21 protein-coding genes, 1 tRNA gene and 2 pseudogenes are annotated in these 25,663 nt (G+C 37.0%); all 24 read right to left on the reverse strand.

Features of this window, described 5'->3' with window-relative positions; genetic code table 11:
- Positions 1-186: 186 nt before the first annotated feature.
- The 24 genes and pseudogenes from AB3I42_RS07420 to AB3I42_RS07535 all read right to left on the reverse strand — a co-directional run bounded on the left by AB3I42_RS07420 (position 187) and on the right by AB3I42_RS07535 (position 25,497).
- Positions 187-1,635: an amidase gene (locus AB3I42_RS07420; RefSeq protein ID WP_181914503.1), complete on the reverse strand. Its 1,449-nt coding sequence runs from the start codon at positions 1,633-1,635 to the stop codon at positions 187-189.
- A gap of 325 nt (positions 1,636-1,960) precedes the next feature.
- A complete protein-coding gene (locus AB3I42_RS07425; RefSeq protein WP_131773134.1) occupies positions 1,961-2,893 on the reverse strand; it encodes a dihydroorotate oxidase in 933 nt (310 codons plus the stop codon).
- 75 nt (positions 2,894-2,968) lie between these two features.
- Positions 2,969-3,601 carry a PepSY domain-containing protein gene (locus AB3I42_RS07430; RefSeq protein WP_010737589.1) on the reverse strand — a complete coding sequence of 211 codons (633 nt, stop codon included), beginning with the start codon at positions 3,599-3,601 and terminating at the stop codon, positions 2,969-2,971.
- A gap of 240 nt (positions 3,602-3,841) precedes the next feature.
- Positions 3,842-4,891, reverse strand: coding sequence for a MetQ/NlpA family ABC transporter substrate-binding protein (locus AB3I42_RS07435; RefSeq protein WP_368022417.1), 1,050 nt, complete (start codon positions 4,889-4,891; stop codon positions 3,842-3,844).
- Between the two features lie 57 nt (positions 4,892-4,948).
- Positions 4,949-5,463 (reverse strand): annotated as a pseudogene (locus tag AB3I42_RS07440) (ATP-binding cassette domain-containing protein); the annotation flags it as partial.
- A gap of 355 nt (positions 5,464-5,818) precedes the next feature.
- Positions 5,819-5,915: transfer RNA gene (locus AB3I42_RS07445), tRNA-Sec, on the reverse strand.
- Between the two features lie 110 nt (positions 5,916-6,025).
- Positions 6,026-6,568 (reverse strand): CD3073 family putative ECF transporter S component, encoded by a 543-nt coding sequence (locus AB3I42_RS07450; protein ID WP_181914501.1) that lies wholly within the window; start codon positions 6,566-6,568, stop codon positions 6,026-6,028.
- Positions 6,569-7,015: 447 nt separating this feature from the next.
- Positions 7,016-7,732: pseudogene (prdB, locus tag AB3I42_RS07455) on the reverse strand (D-proline reductase (dithiol) protein PrdB); the annotation flags it as partial.
- The gene (locus AB3I42_RS07460; protein WP_010719135.1) at positions 7,733-8,041 is read right to left on the reverse strand and encodes a CBO2463/CBO2479 domain-containing protein; all 309 of its coding nucleotides are present in this window, start codon (positions 8,039-8,041) and stop codon (positions 7,733-7,735) included.
- Between the two features lie 13 nt (positions 8,042-8,054).
- On the reverse strand, positions 8,055-9,950 hold the full coding sequence (gene prdA, locus AB3I42_RS07465) for a D-proline reductase (dithiol) proprotein PrdA (RefSeq protein WP_368022410.1): 1,896 nt from the start codon (positions 9,948-9,950) through the stop codon (positions 8,055-8,057).
- A 26-nt stretch (positions 9,951-9,976) separates the two neighbouring features.
- Entirely contained in the window at positions 9,977-11,326 is a 1,350-nt protein-coding gene (prdC, locus tag AB3I42_RS07470) for a proline reductase-associated electron transfer protein PrdC (RefSeq protein WP_368022411.1), read from the reverse strand.
- A gap of 460 nt (positions 11,327-11,786) precedes the next feature.
- Entirely contained in the window at positions 11,787-11,957 is a 171-nt protein-coding gene (locus AB3I42_RS07475; protein ID WP_014834649.1) for a hypothetical protein, read from the reverse strand.
- 50 nt (positions 11,958-12,007) lie between these two features.
- A complete protein-coding gene (locus AB3I42_RS07480) occupies positions 12,008-13,174 on the reverse strand; it encodes a class I SAM-dependent methyltransferase (protein ID WP_010719132.1) in 1,167 nt (388 codons plus the stop codon).
- A gap of 149 nt (positions 13,175-13,323) precedes the next feature.
- Complete coding sequence (locus AB3I42_RS07485; RefSeq protein ID WP_010737609.1) at positions 13,324-14,139, reverse strand: integral membrane protein; 816 nt, start codon at positions 14,137-14,139, stop codon at positions 13,324-13,326.
- 12 nt (positions 14,140-14,151) lie between these two features.
- Positions 14,152-15,003, reverse strand: coding sequence for a sugar ABC transporter permease (locus tag AB3I42_RS07490; RefSeq protein WP_010719130.1), 852 nt, complete (start codon positions 15,001-15,003; stop codon positions 14,152-14,154).
- A gap of 3 nt (positions 15,004-15,006) precedes the next feature.
- On the reverse strand, positions 15,007-16,305 hold the full coding sequence (locus AB3I42_RS07495; protein WP_010719129.1) for a carbohydrate ABC transporter permease: 1,299 nt from the start codon (positions 16,303-16,305) through the stop codon (positions 15,007-15,009).
- A 394-nt stretch (positions 16,306-16,699) separates the two neighbouring features.
- Positions 16,700-17,959, reverse strand: a complete 1,260-nt coding sequence (locus AB3I42_RS07500; protein WP_010737611.1) for an extracellular solute-binding protein — start codon at positions 17,957-17,959, stop codon at positions 16,700-16,702.
- Positions 17,960-18,057: 98 nt separating this feature from the next.
- The gene (locus AB3I42_RS07505; protein WP_306690435.1) at positions 18,058-19,827 is read right to left on the reverse strand and encodes a glycoside hydrolase family 13 protein; all 1,770 of its coding nucleotides are present in this window, start codon (positions 19,825-19,827) and stop codon (positions 18,058-18,060) included.
- A gap of 329 nt (positions 19,828-20,156) precedes the next feature.
- Positions 20,157-21,266: an o-succinylbenzoate synthase gene (gene menC / locus AB3I42_RS07510; RefSeq protein WP_368022418.1), complete on the reverse strand. Its 1,110-nt coding sequence runs from the start codon at positions 21,264-21,266 to the stop codon at positions 20,157-20,159.
- Positions 21,256-21,543, reverse strand: coding sequence for a hypothetical protein (locus tag AB3I42_RS07515; RefSeq protein ID WP_368022412.1), 288 nt, complete (start codon positions 21,541-21,543; stop codon positions 21,256-21,258). The genes menC and AB3I42_RS07515 overlap by 11 nt, the downstream gene beginning before the upstream one ends.
- Complete coding sequence (locus tag AB3I42_RS07520) at positions 21,510-22,091, reverse strand: alpha/beta fold hydrolase (RefSeq protein ID WP_368022413.1); 582 nt, start codon at positions 22,089-22,091, stop codon at positions 21,510-21,512. Before AB3I42_RS07520 ends, AB3I42_RS07515 begins: the two co-directional genes overlap by 34 nt.
- Positions 22,084-23,832 (reverse strand): 2-succinyl-5-enolpyruvyl-6-hydroxy-3-cyclohexene-1-carboxylic-acid synthase, encoded by a 1,749-nt coding sequence (gene menD / locus AB3I42_RS07525; protein WP_306690437.1) that lies wholly within the window; start codon positions 23,830-23,832, stop codon positions 22,084-22,086. Before menD ends, AB3I42_RS07520 begins: the two co-directional genes overlap by 8 nt.
- Positions 23,829-25,190 (reverse strand): isochorismate synthase MenF, encoded by a 1,362-nt coding sequence (locus AB3I42_RS07530; protein WP_368022414.1) that lies wholly within the window; start codon positions 25,188-25,190, stop codon positions 23,829-23,831. The genes menD and AB3I42_RS07530 overlap by 4 nt, the downstream gene beginning before the upstream one ends.
- Positions 25,171-25,497 (reverse strand): hypothetical protein, encoded by a 327-nt coding sequence (locus tag AB3I42_RS07535; protein ID WP_325830180.1) that lies wholly within the window; start codon positions 25,495-25,497, stop codon positions 25,171-25,173. Before AB3I42_RS07535 ends, AB3I42_RS07530 begins: the two co-directional genes overlap by 20 nt.
- Between the last annotated feature and the right edge of the window lie 166 nt (positions 25,498-25,663).

Below are 25,663 nucleotides of genomic sequence, written 5' to 3' on the forward strand. Positions count from 1 at the left end.
AACAAAAAATCTATCGTTAATTATTATTTGAATCGTTTCCTTAAAAATATTTAGAATTAGTTTTTGTTCACTTTGATTCGGCTAAATGAATGGGACAAAACATCGTCACGAGGTAGCTGACAGCCAGATAAAAAACAGTTGAGTCTAAAGTTTTCTTAGTCCCAACTGCTTTTCTTCAACTGACTATTATTGATAACTTGGCGGTAAATAGAATTTTTGATGATTTTCAAAGATTTCGCCAATTTGAAAGAGCAAGTCTTCTCGTCCTCTGGCAGCCATGAATTGGATACCCAAAGGCAGACCTTCCTCACTGATATGTGTGGGTAAACTGATTGCTGGTTGTCCCGTCAAATTTGCCAGTTGGGTGTAAGGCGTGATCTTTAAACTTTCCTCAAACATTTCAGAAATAACTGCTAAACTTTCTTGTTCGTTGCATTCGTTGATTCCAGCCATTTTTGCCCGAATTTCATCGCTTTGAAGATCAGTGGAAATTTCTGGAGCAGTAAATGCTGTTGTCGGCGAAAGAAAAAGATCAACAGTTTGAAATAGTTCTTCCATTGTGATTGCTGCATGATCCCAAACATGAAGCGACTGGATATAGTTCGCTGCAGAAACCTTCTTCCCATACTCTAGCAGGACCCAGGAAATCGGTTCAAGTTCATTTTGAGCAACCGGTCGTCCTAATCCAGATTCAATCGAGTGAATCATACTAGCTGTTTCTGCTCCATTCATTTGATAATAAGACTGAATCAAGGCTCTTCCATCAAGAGGGTAATTGATTTCAATGATTTCTTGGCCTTCTTGTGCTAAAAATGTCACCGCATTGGTCACTGCTTGTCGTGCTTCATCGCTGATTTTTGTGTGGATCGGTGATTCTGTGCAAACAGCGATTTTCAACCGTTTTTTTGGTGGATGCTCTTGCCATTCCGCTGGCGAAACTTGATAAGGCGCTCCTGAATGGATACTTCGCAGTCCTGCAAATAAAGCTTTGGTGTCTCTCATAGAAATGGTCAAACCAAAATCAATCGCTGCTCCTTGCCAACCTCGCCAAGCATGAGGACCAACTGGCATCGTTCCTCGTGAAGGTTTTAAGCCAATCAGACCACAAAAGGAAGCAGGTATGCGAATTGATCCTCCACCGTCACTAGCACCAGCGATCGGTAAAATGCCAGAAGCAACAACGGCTGCTGCCCCACCACTTGAACCACCTGGCGAATGCGCAAGATTCCAAGGATTTTTAGCTGGACCATAAAGTTGTGGGTCGGTGATATTTTTAAATCCAAACTCTGGCGCATTTGTTTGTCCAAGTGGGATAAGACCAATTTTTTCAACTTGCGAAACAAAATTTGAATTTCTAGATGAGCGATGAGTTTGAAAAAGCTTTGAGCCTGATGTAGCTAACCAACCTTGCTTTTCCTGTCCTAACATTTTCAACGGGAACGGTAAGCCGCTTAAAGGCTGTTCATCCTTTAGAATTGGTGCCTCATCTTTAATCGGTTGATCTGTTTCAAAAGTAACGAACGCATTTAATTCTGGATTTAATTTTGCTACTTTTTGGCTAACCTCTTTGACTAATTCCTTGTAACTGAACTGCTTCTTTTTTAGATCCTTCACGATCTCCATGCCATCTTTCAAGTAAATCCCTCCTTTTATTTGTCATACCTTTGTGCCATTTTCTCATATTTCTATTCAACAAACAAAAAGAATGATTACGCTTCATGTTAGAAACGGTGGTGCTATTATCAGTAATTATATACACCTATTGTATCCTAATAGCTAAGGTACTATTCATGGCAAACCAACGAATAGACTAAAAGCTAACCACCAGTTATTATTCTAAAACCACCGGATTGCATAAAAATAAGCCAAAGATTTCCAAAATAAGAGAAACTATGTTTGGATTCTTTGGCTTATTTTTTATTGTTGTCTTTTATTTCATCACTTAGAGAATCGTTAACGATTAAATCGTTTTTAGTTTCCCTCTAAATTCATCGATGGTTCGATACCCTTTTTCTGTCATGATCTGTTCGAGTTCTTTCGTGATCCGATCAAAAATTTTCGGTCCTTCTTTGTGAAGTTCGGTACCGATTTGTAGCATAGTTGCTCCACATAATAAATGTTCAAAAGCATCCTGTCCATTTCGAATGCCTCCAGTACCAATAATTTTTATCTCTGGTTTCAAGCGAGTATAAAAAGCACGGACATTCGCTAAAGCGGTTGGTTTCACATATTCTCCACCAAGTCCACCGAAACCCTCTTTAGGTTTGATCACGACTGCTTCTTTTTGAGTATCGATATACAAACCATTGCCGATACTATTAATAGAATTTACATAAGTTAAAGGAAATAGATTCAAAATTTCAGCCATTTGATCAAAATGCGCCAAATCAAAATATGGGGGCAATTTGATTCCTAATGGTTTGGTGAAACGGGCAAAAACTTGTTGCAATAAATCTTCCGTCGCCTCAAAATCATAGGCTAACTGTGGTTTGCCAGGAACATTGGGACAAGAAAGATTCAATTCAGTGATTCCTTGAAAGTCACTCTTTTCAATCATTGTCAACATTTCCAAATTTTCTGCTGCACTCATACCTGCAATAGAGAAAAAGAGCGGTTGTGTCTGCTGTTTTTCATAGTTCAATGCATAATCTAAGTAATAATCAAATCCACGATTAGGTAATCCCATGGAATTAATACTTCCAAGAGGTACATCGAAATAACGAGGTTCTGGATTTCCAGCACGTTCATTCAGTGTACAACTCTTTGTGATAAAAGCGCCAGCATTGGATTGTTCCAATTCAACTAGTTCTGTCGTTGTCATGCAATGAACACCGGAGGCATTCATAAAAGGGTTAGCAAAAGTATGATTAAAAAAAGTCGTTTCTAAGGTCAAGTCATTCTCTCCTTTGATGAATCATTTTTTCTAGTTTATCATCAAGTCAAGCAAAAGCAAAGAGGATCAAGACAATTAATCATCATTTTCAGTTGCTAAAACTTCTCCTGTTTGACTATTGAGTTTTACTTGAGTACTCTTATTCCCGTTTTTCACTTTCACTTCCCAGTAAGTGGTACCAAGTTCCTTACTAAGATCCCAGTCAGTGGCTGTTCCCCCACCCGCTTGTTTTTCAGCGATCTTTGCTGCTTCTTCAATACTTAGAAGTTTACTTGTGTCCAAAGCATCTTCTTGTTTCTTCTGTCCATTTTGTTCATCTTGATCTAAACGCTCAGGATTTTGTTTTTGAATTTCTTCGTTTGCTGCATTGATCTTCATTTCGTATTCATTTTGATCATCAACACCATCGATTTTATAGAAGAAACTTCCCCAACTACTATCTAATTCTAAACTGGTAATCGCTGCATTTGGATATTCTTTTTGAAACAACTCAATCGCTTTTTGTGCAGATACTTTGATCTCTTTTGTTGCATTCGTCCCAGAATTCATTGTTTGATTTGATGCTTCGGTTGAAGAAGTTGTTTGTTGACCAGTACTTGTTGACGTAGTCGCTGGCGCTGGCGTTGATTCTGGTGTAGCCTGATTCGATTGACACCCTGCTAACAATAGTAAAGAAAACAGCCCACAAAAAATAACATTAGTTTTCATAAAATTTATTTCCTTTCTTGAATAAAAATCACTTTAATTTAAGTATACACAAGTAAAGTTGTTCTGTCATTTTTGAACAAATCAATCATTAAATAGCAAAAAAAGACAAGACTAAAAAAGTAATCAGTCTTGTCTAAAAAATCAAAATAAGAAAAAAATTGTCTCCGCTTCTACGAACAAGCAAAACGTGTTTTAAGTAAAAACGCAACGCTTCCTTTCAATTGCTAATATGTAATATCTTTATTGACTGCTATTCTCAGTTTCAGAAATGTCAGGTATGATCCAGTAATTATCTTTATTATGACTATTGATATATGTACGAAATTTTTCTGATCGGTAGGCTTTCTTAATCGCTTTTGCCCAATCCGTTTTTTCATTTTCTTTTGTCACAGCAGCTACGATTTGTAATTCAGGCACCATTTTTTCTAGCTCGATCAAATGAAGTTGTTGTCGAATTCCTGCATCTTCAACTGTGCTTCCAGGTATGACTTCAAAATCAAGGTCATCCAACACGTGTGGTAAAGTGTTCGTGTCCATCTCTTTGATATTTAACTGATAGGGGTTATTTGTGATTGCTTTTGCAGTCAAGTCGGTACTTTTCACTTGTTTATCCACTTGAATAAAACCAGCTTTAGCAAGAACTGCATAGGCTCGTGCTGCATTACTCGGATCTTGGGGAATCCCAATCATCATTCCTTTTTTCACCTCTTCTTTACTTGTATATTTGGAAGAGTACAAATTACACGGAACAGAGGGTGTAGCAACTAAAGGAACTAAATCAGTCCCATTCTCCTTATTGAAAACATTCATATAAGCGGAGTGTTGAGCAACATTTACATCAATCTTTCCTTCACCTAAGGCAGTATTTGATTGGATAAATTGAGAAAATTCAATTCGTTTAATCGTATATCTTTCCGATTCTAATACGGTCACCTTCTCATAACTAATTAGTTGGTCAATAAATTCATTATCAGGAATTTTATTTGTTAGAAAATACATCGCAAAAAAACGTTCTCCGCTAATATGTATGGTTTTGATATCATAGACCGTCCCCTCCATTTTACTTTCTTGAAAACGAGCATAATTTGTGGCATTCATCAGGAAGTAAAGGACATAATTAAAGGAAATCGATTCTTTTTTTGGATACTTAGGATAAATCATATCTGCTAAAAATTCACGAACTAAATTGCTTTGAGGGCTTAAAAACATTTTTTTGGTTGTTGCCTGTTCAATAACTTTTCCTGAATCAATGACAGCCACTTCATCACAAATTTCTTTTATCGCCTCCATTTCATGGGTGACCAAAATGATGGTGGTTCCTAGTTCCTCATTCACTTTTTTTAACAAATTTAAAATACTTTTTTTAGCGGTTGGATCAAGAGCGCTAGTAATTTCGTCGCATAATAAAAGCGAAGGCTCCGTTACTAACGCTCTAGCAATCCCCACTCGTTGTTTCTGCCCACCAGATAAATGGGAGGGATATGTATTTTTTTCTCTATCATTGATACATAATGTAAAACGTTTTCAATTCTTTTGTCGTATTCCTGCTTATTGACTTTGCTAAATCTCAGAGCAAGTCGAATGTTATCAGCAACAGTTTTTGACTGCAATAAGGCATAATGTTGAAATATTGTGCTGCTTTTCACATCTTGTGATAGAGATATATTACCTTTTGTTGGTTGATCTAATCCGTTTATTAAACGAATCATTGTACTTTTTCCTGCACCACTTCGTCCAATGATACCAAAGATTTTACCTTTTGGTATAAATAAATTGAGATCATTTAGGATCATGGTACCTCCAAAAGACTTTGAAACGTGTTCAAATGAAATCAAGCTCTCATTCCTTTCCGGCGTATTCATATAAAAACTTTAACTATGTGGGAATTAATAGAAAGACGATAAAAATCCTTAATAATTAAGTCTTTTTATGTAGTAGATGCGCACATCTATATTTTAATTTCTTCTTTTTGAATTAAATATAGCATGGAAAAATAGCCATGTCGAGACTAATATGTGATTTCAATCACATGGGCATTGATAAAAAGCGAGAAGCAGAATGTTCCTTTCTTACACTTGATGAAAACAGTGATCAAGCAATGAACTACCTCGAAAAATAATCAAATGCAGTGGAAATGCAGTGGCGACAAAAAAATAAAGCTAAAAACATCAACAGAACGGCTCTGTATCAATGTTTTTAGCTTTGTATGTATTCAATTGGCGGGAATGTGTAGGAATCGAACCTACCCAAGAAGCTCTTAACTCCTCATACTGGTTTTGAAGACCAGAGGGAACACCAGAACCCATCCACTCCCCTAATAAAAACATTCTAACATTTTTCGTTTGTTCAATCAATATCAAATGCTAGAATGTTTGTAGTTATAAAAGACTAGACTAGCTTTAATATCTGTTAGTCGTTCTCTTTTTATTTTACTAGGATACGTTGCGGTAAACGTTTCATAAACCAAGCAACGAGTAAACAAGAAAGCATCTTATCCACAATATTTCCTGCAACAGTTGCCCAATAAGTTGCAGTGATCATTTCTTTACCGGAAGCCTTGAAAGCAAAAATGAGGATGTCCGTTCCTGAACCGGTAAAACCACCAAATAAAGCTAAACGGATCGGCGCACCGATCATTGGACAAACAACGGCTAATAGTCCCCCTGCTATTAGCGCTTTTTTGTAAGAAAATCCATTCTTCGCTAGTAAAGAACAGATAATTGCTACAACAATATTTACGAATACAAAAGGAACAGCCAACGGCCCACTGATGATCCACATTAATAAATTAGTGGCAATCCCAGTCATTACCCCATAACTCATACCAAAATTGGTTGAAATATAAATCGTTCCCATCGTATCTAAAAATAATAAGGGGATTTTCATTAGTGAAACAGCCTCACCTAAAACAACATTTAAAACAACGGCCATTGCACATAAAGTCAATATTTTCATTTTATTATTCATCGTTTACTTTCCTTCTAAAAATAGTTTTAATTTCTGATATAAATCGCCTTGTGATTCTTCTGTATACCAAGTTGGAACTTCAAAATAAGGATTAACAATCCCATGATTCTTACATAATTCAAAATACTCTTCCATTAGTACGCCTCGCTGTGCTGAGATGGAACAATTAGGACTTTCATTGATCCCGATGATTCCCAAATAGCGATAATCATTCGCTTGGTACTCTTTGATTTGTTGAATGACTGGTTGCAACATACTTTGACATTTTTGACGATAGCCTGGTATAGCAACATATTCTTGATAAGTCATTGGTGGTCTCTCTTTTCCTAAGGTCAAAAATTCAGGACAAGGCAATTGTAGCAACGCAACGCCTTGATTTAATAAAGAAATGGCCAAAGGAAAAGCACCACGAGCCCGCTCCCATCCAGGTATCACCGCATGTTGATGAGCGATATATTCATAAGGTAATGGCACAATTTTCCCTGGTGTTTCAATTGAAACTAGGCTTTCTAAAGTATCTTTTAAAATACCCGTTTGCATGTCAATATTATGTGGTTCTCCGGCATTAGCGCCCATCGGTACACGTGGTGCTACAGCTCTAGGTGAACCATTTTGCCGTACTACTGGTGGTAATGCGGCGATTAAAATAGTAGGAATCCCTGCTTCCTCAATTGCTCTCTGCACGATCACGGCAGTTCTGTGACAGGTCCCTCAACCAGCAGTTAAAACAACTGCGTCAACTTCTTCTTCTACGAGTTTTTGTGCGATTTCTGGTCCCGTCTGTTCATTAAAGGCATCTTGGTCACCGCCGCCTCCCATAAAGCCATAATGTACAGGGGCAGCTTCTTTAATAAAGCCGTCTTTTACTAATTCATGTAATCGGTCAATCGGAAACATTGCATTGACATCCCGATTAACGTCTGCGTTGTCATATCCACCATGTGAGACCATTAAATCTTCAGTTGGTACTCCATCTGGAATCTCACGATACGTTGTGTCTCCTGCCAAATTAAAGCGTGTATCACTTTTTAAGTGGACACCAGCTGCCGTTGCCAAAGCAATCCGCATTTCTTTCAGCTCTTTTTTAACGGGCGTAAAGACGGATTTGGGTGTGATTGGTACAAAAATTTCTGACTGTAATCCTTCGAATACTGTTAAACTCATCTACTCATTTTCCTCTCTCATTTTTATTTTCTTCTGTTGATTTTTTAAACGTCGACGTTCATGTTCTGTGATTGCTTCAACGTAATGAGTATTGGCTGCTTCTTCCAAAACCTCTGGATAACTCATCAAAAATCCAACTTCTTGTCCTATTTTTAAATCGTACTCTGAAATAATCATGCGCCGCGGAATTTTTAATTGACCTAGTCGTCCTTTGATATCAATAGTTACGCTCGCATCTCGAACTTCAACAAGTATCCCTTCAAACATTTGTTCAGTAGAGACATACTTTAATTTTTCGATTCTATCCATTTTGCACCTTATTTTATTCTTTTTCATAAATTTCTTGACGTTTTTTACTTTTCAGCAAAGATTGCTCATTTTCTTCCAGGTCTATTTTTCTTCCTGTTGTTTTTTCGATAATCTCAATGTTGTTTTGTTTGACATTCGGATTCCATTTACGTTCAGCTGGTTTAATTGTTCCTCCACCCATTAACGTTTTTAACATAGCTAAATCACGAATGGCGTCTTCTCTACACAAGGTATTATTTGATAAAATTTCATTTTCAATCCCTTGTTTTGATTTATTATTATCAACCATTGCGCCCATTTCAGAATTACCAACAACTAAGGCTCCTTGAACAGCACTATAAGAGTCGCCAACCACTTTGATTCCACGTTTTCCAATTTCTTCCATGTGAGAAGCGAAATCAATATGATTATTTCCGAAACCTTCAGTGGTTACAATGGCACCATCAATGTCCATGGCTTCGACAGTCATTCCTAAACGTTTTGAAACATAATATTTTTCAGTATTCGCTTGTGGAGAGCCGACGAACATAACACCGACTAAATCAATTTCTTCATCTGCCATTGCTTCTTTAACAAGCGGTTCCCGCCAATAATGGCGTGAAGTTTCTTTCGAAGCCGGTCCAATACAAGTTAACGCATGGATTCCTCCATCTAATACTTCTGTTGGTGCCAATAGGATTGGCAAATTGCCAAGGTCAACATTTGGTTTTGCGCCAAATGTTCCAACTGGCTCGATGGGCATAATCAAATTATCATGCATCGCACCTTGCCCCATTATTTCTTTGATGATCAAAACTTTCTTATTGCCAATTCGACGTTTCTGTATAATTTCTTCTGAATGTATCACCAATGATTCATCCGCTTTTTTGAGGGCTTCACGAATTTCTTGAGTGATGTAATCAGAAGCTTTGTGAGCGGCTAGCGGACCCGGACGTTCCATATTCGCGTGTTCTTTGATTGTCACTTGGGTTTTAATAAAGATTTCTCCTTTATCTGGTGCTCCAGGACGTCCCCACATAATGTTACGATCTAATTCTCCTTCAGAAGAACCAAATTCACCGATTTGAACTCCATTAGCATCCGTCCCTGTAACAACCATGGCGACACCATCCAGTACTCGGGTAATTCCATGCCCAAGATCGCCTTCAACTTTTGCGGCAATTGGCTGAACGTCCATAATCGTTTCACTATATTCAGTGTATTTATCTGGTGTAATGATTTCTAAAGTCATATCTTCAACGAGCTGTTCCAGTTCAACTGCTTCAGCACAAATTTCTGTCATTTTTCGTAAAATTAAAGTTGTTCCTTCGATTTTTGTTTCTTCCCCAAAAATCACCTGATCAATTTTTAGATGATCATGTCGTACAGAACGAATCACTTTTTCTTTCACCTGATTTGAGTTTCCCAAAACCGGTGCTGGTATTATTGGCGTTACTTGCTCAGGAATTATTGATTCCGGTGCAGGATTTACCGTTTCGGTTAACTGAGCAGCCATCATTAAAGGAAGCTCTAAATCAATTCCTTTTCCTTCAGCAATATGAATTTTAATAGTCTGACCACTTGTTACAGAAGATGAAGCAGCTTGGGTTGGCGTCGCAATTGTTTCAGAAGTCTCAACTTCTTTTTTTTCATTTAAATGAACTTCTTTCATTCCTTCAGATACACCTTCCAGTAATTCTTTTGTCAATGGAATCAACGCATCCGTTGTTTCTTTTAATGTTGTACCAAGTACTTGTTCAATTGTTAACACATCTTCAGAAAATTCAAGTAACCCTGATTCTTCCAGATCAAGAAAAATTGCGGGGTCCTCTAGATTTTCTGGCGTAATCACTATGCCTGCTTCCGCACGACAACAGAGTACAGCTAGATCTTTTGCATGTTCTTGGGCAGTTTCAGCCGTAATAGACATTCGTTAAATCCTCCTAAAATTTAAATTTATTTCGTTGTAGGTAATTTACGATATAGTCTGTGCCCATCTGCCCGAAGTACATGATCTGTATAATGATAAACCGGAACTCCTAACCTAGGAGCTACACCAATAACGGTGTTCGTTCAATCAGAACAAGTTCCAGTCATCACAACTTCAGCACCTGCTTTTTTCAAAGTAAAGACTGTTTGTGCTTGTCCTGGACATATACCTGGCAAGGTACATCTATATCTTCCATTCACTTTTACCATTCGCTTACAGCGTTGTGTAGCAACAACTTCAGCACCCATGTTTTCAGCTATTTCAGTCATTCTTTCTTCTGAACCGCCGCATTCACAAAGTAATAGTCCTATTTTTCGGTGTTCTTGAGGAAATGGCATAGCAACCAATACCCCTCCGCTGGTTTTCGTAATGGGGGTTTCTTCCGTGCCGCTATGACCAGTCATTGGTCCACCGATCACAATTTCTCCATGGGGCTCAATAAAACCTCCAACTTGATCAATTAATTGCTTGACAGGTGTTCCAATTGGGACATCTTTAAAGACTGTTTTCTTTTGTTTTACACGACCAGATACCGTAAGATCTTTATCAATAAATGGCTTTCGCTGTTCAATCGCTTCGACAATGCGTTTAATTGTTTCAACATTATCCACTACTGCTCCGATTTCGATTGGTAGTTGACCAGGGTCTAAAGTGATGTTCAACACTTCACGAATCACTACACGTTCATCGCCTGCAGGATAGATGTCAGGTAATTGGTAAACATCTACTGTCGGTTCATTGTTGGTAAACTTTAACAATTGTATGACTAACTCTCGATGTTTTCCTTTAACGGCAATGATTCCTTTGGGTGCTTTCGTAATGCTCATGCAATACTTTATTCCACGAATCAATTGTTTGATTTGACTTTTCATTTGCTTTACATTGTGAAGTAATAAAGCTTCACATTCTGCACCATTTGCGATAAAGATGCCTTCTGGTATTTCACAAGATAATTTTATATCTGTCGGAAACCCAGCTCCACCAGCTCCGACAATTCCGGCTTCTTTGATTGCTTGAATATAAGAGGATGTTTCTGGAATAGGAAGATAACTTGAAAAATTTTGCTTTTCATCAATCTTTAGCACAATCTGATCGTTGGTTACTTCTGATACAACACCTGAAAAGCTAGAATGAATGTTTGCTCCTAATCCATCTGGTTTAGCAATTTTTTGTCCACGTTGCACATATTCGCCTATTTTTACCATACTCTTTGATGAAGCGCCTACATGTTGTTTTAATGGTATAAGAATTTTTTCCACTCTTTTCACCTCCCTTGTTTTACTTGAACTTGAGTAAACTAGCCACCCACAGCTCATGTTTATAATATCACAACACGGAGGTTTGATGAACGATTTATTTATAAACAATTGTTATTTATAGTTCTATAAATACTTTTATAACAACGAAAATATATGTATTGTTTTTTATTTAAATATAGATAAAAAATAACAACATGCACTTAATGATTATATACATAGAGTGAGAACTGATGGAAAATCTTTTTTCACTTTATTGAACGACACATATAGTCTATGCAATTTTGATTATCATAATTTTTTCATTTTCATTCATCAAAAAATACAGTTTAGCACGGTTGCTCTTTCAATATCTGTTCTATTCTATTGGCAAAATCAGCTCGATAATCATCTCCTTTTTAGCTAATAAAAAATCAAAAAAATAGGTTGGCCAGCATTAGACATTTTCACAATAAAAAAGGGACTGGGACAAAAGTTGTCTCAGTCTCTTCTAGTATCTCTAAAAACGAGTAAACGGTGTTCAAACATCAGCTACTTGAAATAAGCCTGAATTTTTCAAAACATGAGAAGCTGTTTCAAAAAATTCTTTCTTATTGTCATCAGAGCTACCCGATGTTTTTACGACCTCTGATTCACGGCGTTCAAGAAGCAACTCCTCAATAATAAGGGAGGAGCTAAACGCTTCTTTCAAAGCCTCTTTTCATGCGAATCTTAATTAATATTTTTTATTAGGTTTTCCCCTTATGCACGATGCATTGGAAGATCATTATTACTTGGTTGAACAAGTAAGTATTGGATAACATCAATGTTACTTGATTCAAAAGATGCTGCACAAGCTTGAAGGTAAAGATCCCACATTCGATAAAAGGAATCGCCCATAGTTTCTGTTACCTTGTCTTGTACTTTATGGAAATTATTTGTCCAATGTTCTAAAGTAAGCTGATAGTCCCGACGCAAACTTTCTAAATCAATTAACTGTAAATCATTATCCGTAATATCTGTTACGATTTCTGCTAATCCTGGAATGTATCCACCCGGGAAAATATATTTGTTGATCCAAGCATTAACTGCCCCACCTTGCTGACGAGTAATACCGTGAATCAACGCTGTTCCTTTAGGAGCTAGTAATTTTTGGATGACACCAAAATACTCTTTTAAGTTGTCTGCTCCCACATGTTCAAACATCCCGACACTTGTAATATGATCAAACGTTTCATCTTTTAGATCACGATAATCCATTAATAAGACCCGACATTTATCTTCCAGATGTTCTTCTTTGATCCGATTAGTAATATGGTTATATTGTTCTTCACTCAAGGTAATACCAGTTGCTTTTACATTGTATTCTTTGATAGCTGTAAACATCAAGGTTCCCCAACCACAACCGATATCTAATAACGTATCATTATCCTTGATAAAAAGTTTATCTAAGATGTGGTGGACTTTATTGATTTGGGCTTGTTCCAATGTATCTTCAGGTGTCTCAAAATAAGCACAAGAATAGGTTAATGTTGGATCTAGCCACATTTCATAAAAATCATTTCCTAGATCATAATGTGCATGAATATCTGCTTGATTTTGTTTTTTTGTGTGTTTTTGCTTTTTAGGAAGCCATTTTAAATAGTCGCTCCCTCTTAAAAAGCTGTTTGCTTGTTGGTAAGCATCGTTGATCAACGCTTGAATACTTCCCTCAATCTCAATACGATGATCCATGTAAGCTTCACCTAGAGCTAGAGAGGCGTTATTTGTGATTTCTTTCATTGGTATTTCTTCATGGATCTTAATTTTGATTTGGGGAGGATTGTCAGTATCTCCATAGCGTTTTGTCGTACCATCCCAGTAAGTAACTTCGACTGGAAGGGAGAAAGAACGTGAAAATAATTGATTATATACTGTTTTTTCTAACATGATTTTCCTCCTTAGAATTGCTACTATTTAACGTTAATACTAAAAATTAAAAGAATCAACTCAGAAGGGTATTTTTCAGAAAAAAATCTTTGTTACCTATCAAATTTTCATTATTTTCACATTTATTTTCTCATAATTAGTTGATGATCTTAGGCCTTGACTTCATCTTTAAATCCAGTTTTAGCAAAAATCCATAGCAATAAAAGAACTGAAACAGTTGATTGAATACCTAACATCAAAACAAAATCAAAATAAAAGAATCCAACAATCGTGGCAATAATGGAGCCAACTCCAATCACATTCAACATTAAATTGGCACTTTCTTTGAATGTTTGGATGGAAGAAAAACGACTCTTTCTAGTTAGCCATAAAAAGAAAGAAGCACCAAATAAAATGAAGCTAGTCATTATAAATAAGATGATTCCTAAACTCATACTATAAGATAAAATAATCATTGGACGATTACTGGCGTAAAATTCCTGTTCTAAAAATGCTTGAAACTCTTGTGGCGTTCGGACTGATTCGGGATTGAAAGACGCTTGGTAATTCATTTGATAGGTTCTTATACGCCCCTGTTCTTTTTGCTGGATTGTCCAATGATTTTTTGCGAAATCAATAAAGGCGTTTTTTTCGTTTTTTTGTTCTTTCGTCAATCCTGACCCAATCAGTATTTCGTTATTCTGATAAATCGTTATTGGTGAGTGATTTATTTGCCCATTCTCCATGGGTAATTCTAAAAATTTATTTACTCCATCTTGATCAATTAGTTGGTGAACTGTCAAAAATTGCTCCATAGGGATTGCTTTTACCTGATTGGTATAATACATGGTAATCGGCATAACCATCAACGCGACCAAGAAAAGAAAGATCAGACTCAATTTAGGCCATGACAACTGTCTTCTACCAGCAAAAAGACGTCTAGGACTATTTAAATGAGAAAAGTAATTCAAAGGAAATGTTTGCATCAACACCTGCTCCTAACCTTTTGTACCACCAGAAGTCAAACCAGTGACAAAGTTTTTTTGTAAAAAGAAGAACAATAAACAAATCGGTAATGCAATGAGGATCGCTCCTGCGGCAAATAATGAAACCCGTTGATTTGTCACATCAGAAATGAATGTTTGCAAACCAACTGCCACTGTTTGATTTTCTGGTGTGCGTAGTAAAAATTTAGCGAGCATGAAGTCTCCGAACGGTCCCATAAAGGCCCATAATGCTTGAACGGCAATCATTGGTTTAACTAACGGTAAAACGATTTGTAGAAAAATCCGGAAATGACCAGCTCCATCTAATTTAGCAGATTCATCTAAATCAAGTGGAACAGTATCAAAATAACCTTTCATTAGCCAAGTATTCATCGGAATTCCCCCACCAATATAGATCATTGTTAAGAACCAGTATCGATCTAAGGCGTTAAGTAGAAAAGCCATGACGTAAAAAGCGGTCAATGCAGCCATCGTTGGAACCATTTGAATCACCAGGAAAAACATCAAGCTTGATTTGCGTCCAATGAAACGGTAACGACTATAAGTGTAACCAGCCAAAGTTACAACAGTCACTTGGATAACCATTGTTAGAATGGAAATAATCAAGGTATTTTTATACCAAGTACCATATAACGTTTCTGAGAATAGCCGTCTAAAATTTTCTAGTGTCCAGTCACTGGATAAATCCAGACTAAAAGCAGCGATATTACCTGATTTAAATGCTGTACTGGCTGTAATCAACAATGGATAGATAATGATGATCGACAAAAGAATCAAAAAAACATAGGTCAAGAATTGTGACAATCTTCGTTGGAATTTAGCACTTGAATTAAATTGTTTCATCGCTTAGTCCTCCATATTAAATGCATTAGTCTTTTTAAACACAAGTAAAGAAACACAAATGACAATTGCAGAAATAATTAGTGTAATGGCTGAAGCCATGGAGTATTGTGGCGAGGTTCCCGTCGTTAGTTTATAGATCCAAGAAATCAAGATGTCTGTTGAACCTGCGCCCCCTCCTACACTTCCAGGACCACCGTTGTTAAATAAATAAATCATCGAGAAATTGTTGAAATTACCAGTATACTGAGTAATAAACGTTGGCGCTGCTACTAGAAAAATAGCCGGTAACGTGATATTAGAGAAACGTTTCCAAGCATTTGCACCATCGATTTTTGCTGCTTCATATAAATCTTCAGAAATGGATTGTAAAATACCTGTTACCATGACATAGATATAAGGGAATCCTAACCACCCTTGAACCATAATGATCGCAACTTTCGTCCAAAATGGATCTGTTTTCCATGAAATCGCGCTAATGTCTACGAATGGCAGATGATTGATAAAAGGAATCACTTGGGTGTTGATCGCCCCCACACTATCATTGAAGATATTAGAGAAACTCATAATTGTTATAAATGCTGGTACCGCCCATGGTAAAAGGAAAATAATACCAAAAAAACGTCTAAATTTAATAAATTTTTGGTGAGCAATAACGGCTGTAAAAATACCTAATGTGATTTGAAGTGTCGTTGCACATAGTGTCCAAATAACAGTCCAAGAAAACACAGAGAAAAAGGTATTACGGTAAGAACTTAAGAAGAAGATACTAAAAAAGTTTTTTACTCCGATCCAATCAATCAAACTAGCAGGTGGGATATGTTTGAAATCATAGTTGGTAAATGCTGTAAATAATGTGACTAGAACTGGAAAAATAATCGTAAAAATCATCAAAAGATAGGCTGGAAGTGTAAGCAAATAAGGAAAACCCTCATCACCAATATTATGTATAACTTCCTTCATCGTTCGGTTGATTTTCTTACCTTCTTTGCGTAAAACTGCGACACGTTTGGCATCTAACAGATTCAGTCCATAGAAAATAAAAAAAATAACCGTAATGATTAGTTGCAGCGTTCCTTGAATCAAAATAAATAAGGAGTGATCCTCCATCGGAACTGTTCCCAGTGTGACTAAGCCAATCAAAGAGTGGAAGCCACCAACTATCAGTTGTAGAATAAATGCTACGAAAATACCTAGAAATACGATTCCTTTGAACGCTTGACCATTAGCAAATTGCCCTAAGCCAGGTATGAGAGACATAAGTGTAATTTTTCTTACATTGATATTATTTTGTTCGTCTTGCATAACGATACCCCCAGTACTACTATTTTATTCTTTGCGCAAGGAAATGAATCAGTCGGCTATCCACAATAGCCATCTATAAGTAACTATTCATAGCAGTTATACATAGTAACTATAAATAGTAGCTATCCATGACAGTCATCAATAATTGCTATCAAAAACCATTTTCCATTCATTTGTAGTCCTCACTCAGTTGCTATAAAAAAACTCTGCTCGTGGATGTTATTCACACGAATCAATGTGAAACAGTTAAAGAAAATACACCGTTCAACTGTTTCACCTATTGATCCATGACTTGTTTTATGATTTGGTTGACCAAATGAGATTTAGTGGTCTACTATCACCACATCTAGTAAAAATATCCATTTGATCGTGAATAGAGATCACTTTGTTACTTTTAATACTTTTGCTCAATCGCTTCTTTTATGGTTTTCACTGCTTGGTTAGCAGATTCTTTTGGCGATTTAGAACCTGAAGCTGCATCAAACATTAAGTTTTCAGCACCAGTCCAAACTTCAGCCATTTCTGGAATATTTGGCATTGCTTGCGCAGTTTCATACTGATCAATCACCGCAGTTGTCAATTCATCATTTTTTGATTTAGCTGTTTCACGTGCTGCTTGATTGGCTGGAATCTCATTGACCATTTCAAAGAATTTTTCTTGATTTTTTGTGTTTGTCACATAGTCTAACCATTTTTGTGATAATTCTTTGTTTTTAGAATAGTTACTTGCTACCCAACCTTTTCCTCCACCAAACGGTTGATAAGATTCGCCGTTGTTCAATGTTGGAATTTTTGCTACCCCATAATTGATTTTGTTGTCTTTATAAGTTTGTGCTTGCCAAGGGCCATCAATGATTGCGGCTGCTTTGTTAGACATGAATTGTTGGCTAACGAAATCGCCTGCACTCTTGATATCTTGCATCCCTTTTGGCCAAACATTTTGGAACCAGTTTGTAGCATAAGTGATTCCTTCGATTGATCCTGCATTATTTAGACCAATATCTGATGGATTAGTTCCGTTGTCACCAAAAACATACCCGCCATAGCCTGCTAGTAAACCATAAGAATAATAGAAATCAGTCCATTTTGCTAAGAATCCAGTATTTTTTCCTGCTTCTGATTCAAAGGCAAAGCGTTTGTCTTTGGCTAGATTTTCTAATTCTTTGAAAGTGGTTGGTGCTGCATCTACTAGATCCTTGTTGTAGTACAAGACTAATGTTTCGATCACTGCTGGTTCGCCGTAAATTTTTCCGTCATAGGTCACTTGTGCTTTATCTGTTTCATCATAGTCGGCTTCATTTCCTAATTTGACTTCCGCTAAATGGCCTTGTTGTCCTAACGCACCAATTCGATCATAGGCTGCCATCATCACATCTGGTCCTTTACCGGCAGGTCCATCTAAAGAAAGCGCTTCTAATTGATCGAACATATCTTTTTCAACTAGCTTGATTTTGACATCATTCTCTTTTTCAAAATCACCCTTGATCTCATTGATGTAATCTTTATAACCAGAATCTACCGATACAGTTAATGTTTTTTCATCATTTCCACCGCTAGCTGTATCAGCTTTTCCATTACCACAAGCTGCTAATCCACCTAAAATACCAAGTGACAATAAACCCAACCCTAATTTTTTAACATAGTTTTTCTTCACTTTTTGTTCCTCCACTTCCATAAATGTTGTTTGTATAAAGAGTATACTGTTATAAAACGACAACTTGCAAACGCTTTCTGCATGTTACCGGTAACAAGTTATTCACACATCAAAATGAATCCGAATTGTTGAATTTCAGCTTTCCCATCATTTAATAATTCACTATTTTGGCTTAAGATAATTTCATTTTTCTGATCAACCAAATAACTTGTGGAAGATTGATTAAAAATAGCATGGATCTTTTGGCCGTTCAATTCACGAGAAAAATGAATCACGTCTTGACTATCATCAATTAGCTCCCAGCAAATCGTACCTGTGATTAAAATTTCAGATAATCGTTTCCGAAGATAAATCAATTCTTTAATAAAACCGTATAATTCCGTATCTTGTTGCTCTTTCTCCCAGATCATACATTTACGACAATCAGGATCATCTTCTCCAGTCAATCCGATTTCCGTTCCGTAATAAATACAAGGTGCGCCTTTTTGTAAAAACATGAAAGTAAGTACAGCTTTCATCAACTCTTTATTTCCATTACACAAGGTTAGGATTCTCGCAGTATCGTGGGAATCTAATAAATTAAATGTTCCTTCGTTTACTTGATCTTGGTACAGCATCTGCTGATGGTTCATGCCACTTGCCATTTGTGAAGCAGTGATTTTTCGTTTAACAAAATAGTCTTTGATTGAGTCTGTAAATGCATAGTTCATTACAGCATGGAACTCATCTCCTTGTAACCAAGCTTGGGATGAATGCCAGATTTCGCCTAAAATATAAATATCTGGTTTGATTGCAGTGACTTTTTCATGGAACAATTTCCAGAAATGATGATCGACTTCATTAGCGACATCTAAACGCCACCCATCAATATCAAATTCTTTCACCCAATAAGTAGCAATATCTAGTAAATACGATTGAACCTCAGGATTTGCTGTGTTGAGTTTAGGCATGAAAGGTGTAAAAGCAAACGTATCATAAGATAAATTTGCTGCTGTTTCGGGTAAATTCGTCATTTGATAGGCATCCACAGGAAAAGAATGAATATGGAACCAATCTTTATAAATTGATTTTTCGCCATTTTTGATCACATCTTGCCATTGGGGCGAGTCACTACCAATATGATTGAAAACAGCATCTAACATAATGCGGATACCCTTTTTATGCGCTTTTTCGATTAATTCTTTTAACAGACGTTCGTCACCAAAGGCTGGATCAACCTTCAAATAGTCGATCGTATCGTATTTATGATTAGACATAGCTTGGAAAATCGGGCAAAAATAAATACCATTGATTCCCAAATCGACTAAGTAATCGAGGTGATCAATCACACCCTGTAAATCACCACCAAAGAAATCATCTCGGTCAGGTGCTTTACTTCCCCATGGTAGCGTATGAGCTGGATCGTTAGTTGAGTCGCCATTCGCAAATCGTTCAGGAAATATTTGGTACCAAATCGTTTCTTTTGCCCATTGCGGCACTTTGAAACGATCAATTTCATGAAAATAGGGTATCCGGAAATAGTAATTTGCTTCTGCTAAGTTTGCTGGTTCATACGCAAAAATCCCTTGATCCCCGTAAAAACATTCTGTGCCATCAATCCCTACGATATGAAACCCATATTGTAACCTTCTAGTCGAGCTTGTTTGTTCCACTTCCCAGTAATCATGAACTAAAGTACTCAGACTTTTTTTCATTGGTATTTCTTCCAGATACCATTTTTGTGAATCAATCGTATAAGGATCGCCACTAATAAGATAAACTTTTTTTACATCGTCTTTACAGGTACGTAAACGAATTCTGAAAGTATCAGCTGTATATAAAAAAGCATATTCACTTTCCGGTCGATGATAAATTGCTGCGGTGTTCATGTATTTCCTCCTTCATATTTAAGATTACGTGTTCACTATAAAAGAGTGAACAACAAAAGACAACGCTTTCATTTATGTTATCGGTAACAGAATTCTGTTTCCCATGATTATCTCATCAAAAGGAGAAGTTAGGTCAATGGCGACATTAGCTGAATTATCGGTATTGTAGAAAGTGTAATTTTATACTCGCTACTTGCTGATTCATATAAAAAAAGTTCAACAAAAAGAAAGAATCCAAAAGAGAAAGAGCTGCTTTTGGATTCTTTCTGATTACTTGGTGTATCTCTACAACGACCACAGTGATCATATTATTTGTCAAACGTTTATTATTAAGAAAAAAGGAGTTCCTTTTTGTAGCAATAACGTTCGATTTTTTCTTGATCAAGGACTGCCCCATTGCCTTTTCCTAAGGGAACTGCAAGTTTCCCATCAGTGAGGCAAGCTTTATTTTTGATGATATCATCGTAGTAATAGCGATCTGATGCCGATATATCGCCAGGGAAAGTAAAGTCATTTTGGCTGGCAAATTGTATATTTAAGCAACGTCCTACTCCTGATTCAAACATTCCACCTAGCCACACCGTCAAGTTATGTTCACGACAAAATGTTACGATGGATAATGCCTCAGCGATCCCACCCACTCTGGGGATTTTTAGATTAATCCCACGACAACTTCCCAAGGTATGAGCGGTTTTAACATCATTTAGTGTACGAATATTCTCATCTAAACAAATTGGTGTTTTTAATTGTTTCTGTAAATACGCATGCTCGATAAAATCCCGTTGATTAAAAGGCTGTTCAATCATCGCTAGGTTTAATCGATCCAATTTTAACAATACCGGTAGATCCTTTAATGTATAAGCAGAATTGGCATCTGCCATCAAAAGCAAGTGAGGAAATTCCTTTCGTAATAAGGTTAATGGTTCGATATCGTAATCTGGTTTGATTTTTAACTTCAACCGCGTATAGCCTTGAGAAACATACATTCGAGCTTGTTTTAACAATTTTGCAGAATCTGTGTGGATACCTAAACTAATCCCAACTGCTAATTCTGTTTTCGTACTTTTGAAAATTTCTCGGAAACTGACATTCTTTCGTCTGGCATATAAATCCCAAATAGCTGTTTCCAAGGCTGCTTTTGCCATAAAATTCCCTTGCACTTTCGTCAATCGTCGCTGAACTTCGAAAGGCTCTTTGATTGGAGACATAGTAAGTAAAGGAATCAATTCATTTTTGATGATCAAGCGACTCATGTCGATCGTTTCTTCAATATAGTCCGCTTGTTGGAAAGAAACCAACTCTCCTACTTCTTGATTGCCTAATTCATCCTCGATTATCAATAAATCAAACGCTTTTTCAGTTAGAATTCCATAACTCGTTTCAAAAGGGGAAGTCAAAGGTAATTTAAGTTGTAATTGCTCGATTTTTCTAATTTGTATCACTTTTTTCTTTCTCCATTATCCATTGATTTACTAGGGAAACAAATTTCGTTGGCTGTTCTAGATGAATACAGTGTCCACTTTTGGGAACCAACGCCATGGAAAACAGACTATTTTCTTCAACCAATTTTTTTCCGATTTTTTGAAACTTAGTATCATATTCTCCTGCTATATAAAGGATCGGTCTTTGGATATTTCTAAGCGATGGCCAGTAATTCGTCTGTTGCCCAGTTCCCATGTACATCAAACTAAGCGCCAAACCAATTGATTGTTGCATAAGTCTTCCTTGGCGAATCTTTCTTCTTGTCGAATCAGGTAGTTCTTTTTGCTTTCAAATAATGGAATCGATTCCCAATAATCCACAAAACCAGACAATGGTTCAGTCATGATCTTTTGCGCTAATAGAAGATCTTTTTTTTGACGTATGAGTCTTTCGCTAAGCGAACTGATGCCTGGTGTACCACTTTCCATAATGATGCCTAAAATTCCTTTTGGTTGTTCAATCAGCCAAGTTAACGCGGTACGGGCCCCCATGGAATACCCCAACAAATAAAAAGCATCGATCTTTAATTGCAAAACCAATTGTGCTAAATCTTGAACAAGTAATGGAAGCTTATAGCGATAAGGATGAACATAAACATCCGTCTTACCATGCCCGATCAAATCGATTGCTAAAACATTTAAATCTTGAAAAGACAAAGAAAAGCTCATGGAAGTTCCGGTAAATCCGTGTAAACAAATGATAGTAGGTCTCATTGGAGATGTTCGCTGTAACCAACGATAAGCATAATTAACACCATTGATTTTTATTTTTCCCTCACTCATTTCGATTACCGTATCCCTCAATCATGTGTTGCCAAAGCTCTGCTGGTGCTTTTTGTTCGCCAACGACCTCAATCAACGTCCAAGTTGAATTTTCTTTCTCTTCTCTATTGTCTTTACTTTCTATTCTTTCTCGACTTTCACAAACTATTTGTTCAAATTCAGTCAGCGATTTGGGCTTTTTATAAGCGCCGCAGTAGAGATCTGCCACTTTCTCCAAGTCTAGATGTAAGGGTGTTGAAAACAAAGGATCAAAAAAGGAGTTATCTAATTCCCTTTGAGGAAGGAAAGAAAAGATACCTCCCCCGTTATTATTCAAAACGACCACAGTCACCGGCAGCTCAAGTTCTTTGATTATTTGTAACCCATTCATATCATGAAACAAAGCTAAGTCACCAATCAACAAAAACATCTGCTGTTTCTTAGCCGCACAAATACCTGCAGCTGTTGAAACAATCCCGTCAATACCATTTACTCCCCGATTCCCATAGACTGAAAATCGTTGTTTTGAAAAACCAGCGTAGCGATCAATAAAACGAATAGCATTACTATTGGACAAGAAGAGTGTTTCGTCAAACTTTAACAATTGAAAAAGACGCTTACTAGCATTGCTTTCGTTATAGGCATCTAAGGGTAAGGTTGTTTCTATCGTTTGTCTGGCAAGCTTTGCTCTTTCTTGCCAATAGGATAACCAGTTTCTATCTGCATGAGTATGAAATTCTTCATCGCTCATGTTCTTAACCATGCTACAAAACGTCAGTGGATCAATTGGTAAAACATAATTACTTTGATGTAACCAGTCTTTCCAAGATTCGCTTTCATCAATGATGACATAAGTCAGGTCTTTTGACTGATTTAAATAAAGCATGAGGTTTTTGGCCAATGGCAAGTTACCAAACTGCCAAACGATTTCGGGTGTTTCTAAGCGTTGATCGGCAAAGATCAAATCAACATGAGAAATATAATTGTCGCTTTCTTTCCCGCAATTTCCTAAATTTGTAAGTGGATCACCAAGAATAGGCCATCCTACGATTTCAGCTAGTTCAATCATTTTCGTTGCCTGTTGTGTGGTCAATTCTCTTCCAACAATAATCAACCCTTTTTTGGTCAACCAAGAATCAAGTTCTGGTAACGAAAAGGAAGTTACTTTATTGATCGTTTCCCCTTTTCTTGAATAATGACGTGTAAATGATTGGGACAAATCTGGTAATAAAGGTTCTCGAAAAGGTAGATTCACATGTACAGGTCCTTTAGGAATTTTTATTGCAGCAGCCGCACTCTCCCAACCCTGAAAAAACGCATATCTTTCAAAAGATTCTCCTTCTTCAGGCAAAGCCATTCCGATATACTTTTTGACATGGCTTCCATACAAATGTTGCTGATCTATCGTTTGTGGTGCTCCTACGCCTTGCGCCTCTGGTGGACGGTCAGCGGTCAACACAACGAGTGGAACATTTGACGCCTCAGCTTCACAAATGGCTGGATAATAATTTGCTGCAGCAGTTCCTGATGTGCAAATCAGACCAACAGGTTCCTTTTGTGCTTTTGCTAAACCAAGCGCAAAAAAAGCAGCCGAACGCTCGTCCACATTGATATAGCAATTGATTTCCGGGTCACGATAAGCCAATAAGGCCAGTGGTGTCGAGCGTGATCCTGGGCTAATGACCATTTCTTTTAATCCACTTTCTTTCAATCCATGGATAAATGCTAATAAATAAGCAGTCAGCTCTTTTGTGTTCGTCATTCTTTTAAACCTCGAATCATCGGTTGAAATTTTAGAGCAGTTTCTAAGTATTCCGCTTCAGGCGTTGAATCTGGCACAATTCCACAGCCAGCATACAACTGGACCTCAGTATCACTCACTACTCCAGAACGAATACCAACTGCAAATTCACCAACATCCTCAGTTAAACTACACCAGCCAATTGGACCACCGTATAACCCTCGCCCAATAGGTTCTTTTTCCGCTATCCAATCAATGGCTGCCTGTTTAGGAACACCGCCTAAAGCTGGTGAAGGATGTAGTTGTCGTATGACTTCTAAAAATGAGAAACCATCCTGACGGCTCCCTTTCAACGTCAAACAAAGATGTTGAATGTCTCGGTTTTTTAAAAGACTTTTTTCTGATACTGTTAGTTTCCCCTTAATAAATGAGTGCATATGTTCTGTTAAACGTTCGACGACTAATTGGTGTTCTCCAATATTTTTAGAGTCTTTTAAAAGTTTTTCTCCCGATGTAACGTCTTCTCTTTCGTTTGAACTTCTAGCGATAGAGACAGCAATGCTAGCGGTCAAGAAATGGGTATCAGTCGCCTGAAGCAAACGTTCAGGTGTTGCGCCAATAAACGCTTGACCTTTTGCTTCTAAAACAAAGAGATAGGTGTTTGGTTGTTGACTAATCAGATGAAGTAAGATTTTTTCAACAGAAAATTCTTTGCCAACTAATTGCATCTGTCTTGCTAAAACCACTTTTTTAAGTGCTGATTTTTTATTTGCTGTGACTTCGATCGTCTCTTCAACAGCTTTTAAGAAATGAGGAACAGCTACTTCAGTTTCTTTTAATATTTGACTTGGCGAAAAATCTGGGACACATCGCTCTTTCATTTCATTAATGAGTCTCATTTTTTCTTTAATAAACTCATCGAGTTCTTTTAAAGTTTTAAAATGATTACTTGCGGTTATTACAACGGTTAGTTGCTGATGATTTTGCTTGATTAATATTTCGGGTAGAATAAAACAGCCCTCTGCCAATTCTCCCCAAATAGGCGCTTGATTTTTGTTTTCAGCATCAAAAGGTAATCCTCCAAAAAGAATCGGAGTCTCTTTTTCAGGAACCAGAAACGAAAGTTTTTTAAAAAACTCTTGTTTAGCATTTATCAGGTCTTCGGTGGACCAGTTTCCACGCTTCTTTAAAAGATTACGCCCAAACCCCAAGAAACCGACATTTTTGTCTGGCGTTTGCCAAAAGAAACGTGTGCCTTTAAAGTCACTCGCTTTTGCAAAGAGATTTGCTAACGGTTCATAAGGAATCTTAAAGCTATAACATACATAGTCAGCTTCAGGTACTTCCTGTAGATTTAGATTAAATAAGTTGGTAGTCAATATAGTTCACTCTTTCTTCTGTTAAAAAAAGTCGTTTTAATGGTTTTCCTGAGGCTGTTTTTGGTAGATCATGGATGACAAAAATTTCGTCAGGATGTTTGTAGGAAGCAAGTTGCTCCATGAGATTGCAAATTTCATTAACGCTGACCTTATCTATTAATTTCAAATAATCTACTGGGCGTTGCCCCCAGTTAGGATCGGCTCTACCAATAACAATAGCCTCTGCAATTTTCTGACTTTTTAAAAAAATTGCTTCAATCTCAGCAGGGTAAATATTTTCTCCGCCAGAGATGATTCGCTCACTCATTCGACTAAGAATTTTTAGTTCACCAGTATCTGTTAAATAGCCCCAATCACCAGTACAAAACCAGCCCTCTTTCGTCCACGAATGTCGATCTCGTCCGTTGAGATATCCTTTAACGATCGACGGACCTTTCAAAAGAATTTCTCCAGATTCATTCGCTTGATCTGTC

This window comes from Enterococcus sp. C53, from assembly GCF_040887425.1.
GTDB classification, from domain to species: Bacteria; Bacillota; Bacilli; order Lactobacillales; family Enterococcaceae; genus Enterococcus_B; species Enterococcus_B hirae.